The 6,056-nt window shown below is 39.7% G+C and carries 7 protein-coding genes; 2 read left to right on the top strand and 5 right to left on the bottom strand.

Going from position 1 to position 6,056, the window contains the following annotated elements:
- The 5 genes from AC559H_RS22670 to hpf all read right to left on the bottom strand — a co-directional run.
- Window positions 1-639, bottom strand: a 639-nt coding sequence (locus AC559H_RS22670; protein WP_148292373.1) for a tetratricopeptide repeat protein, incomplete at its 3' end; no start/stop codon positions are given.
- A gap of 108 nt (window positions 640-747) precedes the next feature.
- On the bottom strand, window positions 748-1,329 hold the full coding sequence (locus tag AC559H_RS22665; RefSeq protein WP_026794861.1) for a Uma2 family endonuclease: 582 nt from the start codon (window positions 1,327-1,329) through the stop codon (window positions 748-750).
- A gap of 120 nt (window positions 1,330-1,449) precedes the next feature.
- Window positions 1,450-2,493, bottom strand: coding sequence for a GGDEF domain-containing response regulator (locus tag AC559H_RS22660; RefSeq protein ID WP_051319698.1), 1,044 nt, complete (start codon window positions 2,491-2,493; stop codon window positions 1,450-1,452).
- A gap of 11 nt (window positions 2,494-2,504) precedes the next feature.
- Complete coding sequence (locus AC559H_RS22655) at window positions 2,505-2,900, bottom strand: response regulator (RefSeq protein WP_043937907.1); 396 nt, start codon at window positions 2,898-2,900, stop codon at window positions 2,505-2,507.
- A 234-nt stretch (window positions 2,901-3,134) separates the two neighbouring features.
- Entirely contained in the window at window positions 3,135-3,782 is a 648-nt protein-coding gene (gene hpf / locus AC559H_RS22650) for a ribosome hibernation-promoting factor, HPF/YfiA family (RefSeq protein ID WP_026788587.1), read from the bottom strand.
- Window positions 3,783-4,045: 263 nt separating this feature from the next.
- Between hpf and lipB the strand changes: the two genes are divergently transcribed.
- Together lipB and rpsU are read left to right on the top strand one after the other, a co-directional pair.
- Entirely contained in the window at window positions 4,046-4,714 is a 669-nt protein-coding gene (gene lipB / locus AC559H_RS22645; RefSeq protein WP_026788586.1) for a lipoyl(octanoyl) transferase LipB, read from the top strand.
- Between the two features lie 440 nt (window positions 4,715-5,154).
- A complete protein-coding gene (rpsU, locus tag AC559H_RS22640; protein WP_026788585.1) occupies window positions 5,155-5,370 on the top strand; it encodes a 30S ribosomal protein S21 in 216 nt (71 codons plus the stop codon).
- Window positions 5,371-6,056 lie beyond the last annotated feature (686 nt).

Genomic DNA, 6,056 nt, shown 5'->3' with positions numbered 1-6,056 from the left:
CCCACCCCGATTGATGTAAGCAGAAGCATCATTAGGATCAATTTTAAGAGCCTTATCGTAATCAGATATCGCCCCTTGATAGTCTTTTAATTTACCGCGAGCAACACCCCGATTGAGGTAAGCAGCAGCATCATTAGGATCAATTTTAAGAGCTTTATCGAAATCGGATATCGCCCCTTGATAGTCTTTTAAATTACCGCGAGCAACACCCCGATTGAGGTAAGCAGCAGCATAATTAGGATCAATTTTAAGAGCCTTATCGTAATCAGATATCGCCCCTTGATAGTCTTTTAAATTACCGCGAGCAACACCCCGATTGTAGTAAGCAAGAGCATAATTAGGATCAATTTTAAGAGCCTTATCGTAATCAGATATCGCCCCTTGATAGTCTTTTAAATTATGGCGAGCAATACCCCGATTGATGTAAGCAGCAGCAGAATTATCATCTTGAGCAATAATTACCCCAGTTCCGCCACCGCTATCACTATTAATTTGGACGGTAACGGGAACAGCAATTTGGTAAACTTCCTCACCAGTTTTAGCATAAACCGCCACGCTTTGACTAATAACAATAGCCGCAACGGTAGCGCTTCCGGTTAACAGATGGGTGAGTGAATCAAAACCTCTGGTCAGTGCCATAATTATTAATCCGTGATGGTCGAATCCTTGATTAAGGATAATTATAACTCAACTGTTCAAGAATTGCATCAGTATTTTCACTGAATATTGATTTTCTTAATATTTCCCCTAACCCGTAGGATAATTTAAGTCTAAAACATCTTCATAAATTTCTGATACCTGACAAGTGAAATTAATACTTTCTAATTGTATCTGTTGATTTTGTTGATAGGTAAACAATACCCAACGCCCCTCTTGATTTCGTCTAAAACATTCAACATTAATTTTATTTTGACTAATTAACACATATTCTTGTAGGGTTTCAATCTGTCGATAATCGGCAAACTTATCCCCCCGATTAAATGCTTCCGTTGAGGGAGATAATACCTCAATAATTAAACTGGGATATTGTTTAAAATAACCATTATTTCTGTCGCGGGAGTCGCAAGTTACCATAACATCAGGATAATAATAACTATCGGCGGTTTTAATATGAACTTTCATATTACCGATATAAGCTCGACATCCTGTTCCTCGAACTTTATTTTTAATTAAAGCAAATAAGTTTCCTGCAATAGTTTCATGGGCATCACTTCCTCCAACCATTGCATAGACTTCTCCCCGAATATATTCATGGCGAATAGGGCTAATTTTTTCGCCTTCGAGATAATCTTCATGAGAAATTTTATAATCAGAAGGATTGACAATCATAATTATAGCGGGGAATAGGGAACAGGGAAACAGAAGTCCATTATAACTCGATACTAATTAATTGATCAATATTACCTTTTTATCGCTTTATTACTGTTCTTTGATCAATATTAAAATAAATTAAAAAGGATTGGGATAACCGTAAATAGCATAGGTATTACGCCCTTGCATTTTAGCTTCATAAAGAGCTTGATCAGCTTGAATAATTAAAGATGTAGGTGATGTATTGGGTTCAGGATATTGACAGGAAATTCCAAAACTTAATGTAGTTTTTTTATAGATAGAAAAATTATTGTGTAGGTGGTGAAGTTGTTCAACTTCAAGCTGGATATTTTTAGTCACTTGGATTGCTCCTTCTAAGGAAGTTTCAGGGAGAATAATTACAAATTCCTCCCCACCATAACGAAAAACCCCATCCCCCGGACGTTTGAGTGCCCGATTAATCCCATTAGCAACTTGTTTAAGACAAATATCTCCAGCCGGATGACCATAGGTATCATTATAGATTTTAAAATAATCTAAATCACAAAGAATTAAGGAAATACATTGTTTATTTCTCGCCATCTGTCGCCAAATTCGAGGCAACTGTTCATCAAAATAACGACGGTTTCCTAATTCTGTAAGACCATCAATAAATGCTAATTTTTCTAGTTTTAAATTAGCTGCTTTTAAAGATTCTTCTGTTTGAATCCGGTGTTCAACTTCTGATTGAAGCTGATGATTTTTTTCAAATAGTGCACGATTTTGATGTTCTAATTGATTATAAAGATTTCTGATCATTAGTTGAGTTTTAACTCTAACAATAACTTCTTCTGATTGGAATGGTTTTTTGATATAGTCTACAGCCCCTTCTGAAAAAGCTCTAACAATATCTTCGGCTTGATTATGAATACTCATTATTAAAATTGGAATAGCATGGGTGCGGGGGTTAGCCTTAATCTGACGACAGAGATCATAACCATTAATATCAGGAAGTTGAATATCTAATAAGATTAAATCAGGGACTTGAAGTTCAATGGTAGCCAGTGCGAGTTGACCATTAATTGCTTTTCTCACCCGATATCCTTGTTCGACTAAAATCGCGGTTAAAACTCGTAAATTATCGAGGTAATCATCAACAACTAATATATCACAGGGATTTAGGTGGTTTTGCTCGTTATTCATTGCTTGGAGGATTAAATCTGATGAGTTAAATCAATAATTAGATCGAATCTAAAATTTAGTACCCATTCTTTTTTAGAAAGTTCTAAAACATCATTTTCAAAACCCTTGACTTTATTATTAATTTCTACTAGAGCAGTAACGAAAATTACAGGAATGTCCCGGGTTTGGGGGCAAGCCTTTAATTGTTGGCACAATTCATAACCATTCAAACCCGGCATCATCACGTCTAGTAAAATCAGTTCTGGAGGATGGTGATTAATTTGTTCTAAGGCCGATTCTCCATCTAAAGCTCTATCGACTTCATACCCGGCATCCGTCAAAACATGATAGAGCAGTTCCAGATTTTCTGGAATATCATCAACAATTAAAATTTTGGAAGCCGAGGCATTGTTAGCACAGTTCAACATATTCTGTTCTTTGGGCAATCAACGGCATCCCAGGGACGCATTAATTAAAAAAAATCCACCGCCATTCCTGGGGTGGAGCTTAAAACGTTCCATCCTAATATGGCACGGTTTTGATGGTCTTCTTTTGAGCCAAAGCGTCATAAAATAGAACACTCTTTCAACAAAAACCCATCTTTAATTATTATCCGTAAAGTTGTAATCGAGGTTTGACACAGAGCCAAACCCTCGATACCCCTAAACTTGAGCAGCTTTGGATGAACTCAAAACCTCAGTATTCGCCTGAGTAGATTTACCGTTACTTTCTGCATCTCCGTGGCGAGGCTGAATCACGCCGTAACCACGGTGATGAGAACGCTTGTATATCACATTAATTTCTTCCGTCTCCGCATTGCGGAACATATAAAAATCATGATCAATAAATTGAAGCTGTTCTAAAGCTTCATCAACGGTGATTAGAGGCATCGCAAAATATTTTGTGCGAATCACCTCTGGGGGTAGTTCAGGAGAACGATCCCCAATCAAATCTTCAACCACCGGATTCTCAATAACGACTTCACCGGTTTTAAGTAGATTGGGACTCTTATCCTGACGTTTTTCTTTGTACTTCCGCAGTTGGCGAGCAATTTTGTCGGCGACTAGATCAATGCTGGCGTAAAGAGTTTCACTACTTTCTTGAGCGCGAATCACAGTTCCGTTGGCATAAATTGTCACTTCTGCGGTTTGTTTTGGATTTATCCGAGGGTTCCGAGCAACAGATAAATGTACATCCACTTCCGTCGTCAATTGTTCAAAATGACTGACAGCTTTTGTGATCTTCTGATCTACATATTCGCGAATTGCAGTCGTAACTTCTAAATTTTTACCCTGGATAACAAGCTCCATAAAGCTCCCTCCCGCTCATAATGTGGGCATATTCCCACCTTAACACTAACCTGATACCAAACTTCACCCATTGCAATTTTTTTTGCTCTTGTGACAATTCTTGACTTTTCCGGGGTTAAGTTTAGTCGAAAATCACTTGATTTTTTTTCTGATCTCTTGTACGTTTTTCCTTTTCTCCTAGAAGTTGAATTAAGTATTCCTACTCACTATATTAGCATTAAATCTGTTACCCTATCTGCTATTGACTTCTTTTTTTAACGGTTATTGTGGCTGTCCCCTGTCAAATTTATTACTTTGGATCGGTTCCCTATACAACGGCCTGGAATTGGCAGCAATCCTTGGTTCAAGACCGCAAGCTGAACCCCGATCTTGATGATGTATTGATCCTATTGGAACATCCTCCTGTTTATACCTTGGGACAGGGGGCTGATTTACGGTTTCTGAAGTTCGATCCCGACAAGTCTCCGGTGGAACTGCATCGGGTGGAACGGGGCGGGGAAGTAACCTACCATTGTCCAGGGCAGCTAGTCGGCTATCCGATTTTAAATCTACAACGCCATACCCCTGATTTACATTGGTATTTGAGGCAGTTAGAACAGGTATTAATTCAAGTTCTAGGCAGCTATGAACTCCCCGCAGAAAGGATTCCGGGGTTAACAGGAGTTTGGATTGATCAAACCAAGGTGGGGGCTGTAGGCATCAAAGTCAGTCGTTGGATTACGATGCACGGTTTTTCCCTTAATGTCTGCCCTGACTTGCAGGGTTTTGAAGCAATTGTTCCCTGTGGGATTGCCCATCGACCCGTTGGTAGTTTAGCTCAATTTATTCCTGGGATTACTTTAGAACAAGTCCGTTCTCAAGTGGCAGAAACCTTTGCTCAAGTCTTTGGACTAGAGTTGATTTCTCCCCAATTAAAATTAACAATTACTTAACAATTCTGTTAAGCCAGCGATCAGGAAGCCAAAGCTATTCAAGAGTTAAATGGGGCTGAATGGATGGAGCGCATCCTCAAGCTGAATAAATCTCGTCCCCAAGAAGAACAGAAATCTTCTTAGTCTCAGTCAGTTGTGAAGAATTACCAAAGCGTGGGATTAATTGTGGTCTAAATTTGTGTTATAGTGAATATCGCTCTGCATGGGGAGTAAATGGCACAAACTAAGCCGTATCAGAAATTTTTTTCTACCATGCTTCGATTTGGGCGGATATTCTTCGTTATTGCCATTTGAGGTTGTTTCAAGCCCTGATTTCTCAATGGTACTACGGTCAAAGATCAAAGATATATGGGTGTGGACGTTCATAGTGTCCCGTTCCTATCCGCTTAATCAGGGCAGCTTGTTAAACCCATCTATAATTTTAACTGGGAGAATATGGAATGAGCCAAGTCGTTCTCGGTGAAACTGAGCAATTAGAGTCTGCTTTACGTCGCTTTAAACGAAAAGTTTCACAAGCTGGCATTTTTGCCGATCTGAAAAAAAATCGTCACTTTGAAACCCCCGGACAAAAACGCAAGCGTAAAGAGGTAGCTCGCCATAAAGAACGCCGTCGCCTTCGCAACCGCAGACAACAATTTCAAAATAGTGAACCCTAAAGGGAAAAATGGACATTTGCCATGAGCATTTAGTCGGCACTTGTCCGCGACGTAGTATGAACGAGGAGGTGCGTATTTTGCCTCGTTCACCAAAAAACGAGCGAGAAGCCCCTGGCTTTAGACATGGGGAGGAAAGTCGTTGCGGTTTCAACCGCCTTCAATATTTCCTGATCTAACTGATTGAAAAGTTGAGTTAGAATAGATCGTAAGTAAAACAACCATCTGCGTGTTGAAACACTCTAGTATCGGAGAAATCCCGGCACAGTGAGCCACCACACTCCTTGAGGAGTAGTAAGCCTGTATAACTGACAAGTAATGGCAGAGTGTGAAGCGTACCTATCTGGCGTTGGTGATGGTCTATGAAAACAAACACAATTTAAAAGTAAGCGCAATTGCAATATCTTTTATGAGGGTAGTTGTTTTGAGCGTGTAGAGGTGATTTGATAGCGCCTTTGAGAGTTTTCGGATTCATTCAAGAATCCCCGTGGCTTCAGCCCTGGGGAGTATCAAGAGAGGTTTATATCGAACTGCTGATAATTGGTTGATCAACGCAGATTGCAATGGTGCGGCCAATATTGGGCGAAAAGTAGCGACAATACTAGGACTTGATCTTAGTGGAGTCAGTAGAGGGGAATTGACAGCCCCTTTGAGAGTCCCTTTGTGGGCTTAGTCAAGAATCCCCCGCA

This window comes from Planktothrix prolifica NIVA-CYA 540, from assembly GCF_963864145.1.
Taxonomy (GTDB): Bacteria; Cyanobacteriota; Cyanobacteriia; order Cyanobacteriales; family Microcoleaceae; genus Planktothrix; species Planktothrix agardhii.
This window is presented reverse-complemented; position numbering and strand designations above follow the sequence as displayed.

Coding starts and splice junctions, on each gene's coding strand:
- rpsU (WP_026788585.1), top strand. CDS start 5,155: ATGAGCCAAGTCGTTCTCGGTGAAACTGAGCAATTAGAGTCTGCTTTA.
- AC559H_RS22655 (WP_043937907.1), bottom strand. CDS start 2,900: ATGTTGAACTGTGCTAACAATGCCTCGGCTTCCAAAATTTTAATTGTT.
- AC559H_RS22660 (WP_051319698.1), bottom strand. CDS start 2,493: ATGAATAACGAGCAAAACCACCTAAATCCCTGTGATATATTAGTTGTT.
- hpf (WP_026788587.1), bottom strand. CDS start 3,782: ATGGAGCTTGTTATCCAGGGTAAAAATTTAGAAGTTACGACTGCAATT.
- AC559H_RS22665 (WP_026794861.1), bottom strand. CDS start 1,329: ATGATTGTCAATCCTTCTGATTATAAAATTTCTCATGAAGATTATCTC.